Source organism: Frigoribacterium sp. AC759 (assembly GCF_979256015.1).
In genome coordinates, this window is record NZ_CEEDMT010000223.1 from 1 (window position 1) to 231 (window position 231).

The window sequence follows — 231 nt, forward strand, 5'->3', positions numbered from 1 at the left end:
AGCCAGGGCTGCTCGGCATCACCGCCGGGGCAGGGCTCGGAGCGGTCGTGGTGGGCACGTCCGGTGTCGGCGGCCGGCCCTTGCTCGTGGTGTGCGCCGTCAGCGCGGGATTGGCAACCTTCGCCCTCATCGCACTGCTGGCCTGGCGAGGCGGGCTGCTACCCGATCGCTGCGTGCTGGTCGGCATCGGCACCGGTTACGCCCTCAGCTCCGTGACAACGTGCCTCCTCC

At 71.9% G+C, this 231-nt stretch carries 1 protein-coding gene; it reads left to right on the forward strand.

Annotation, left to right across the window (positions count from 1 at the left end):
• Positions 1–231: iron chelate uptake ABC transporter family permease subunit (locus tag ACZ6JE_RS15745; protein ID WP_464319561.1), on the forward strand; the 231-nt coding region annotated here is incomplete at both ends.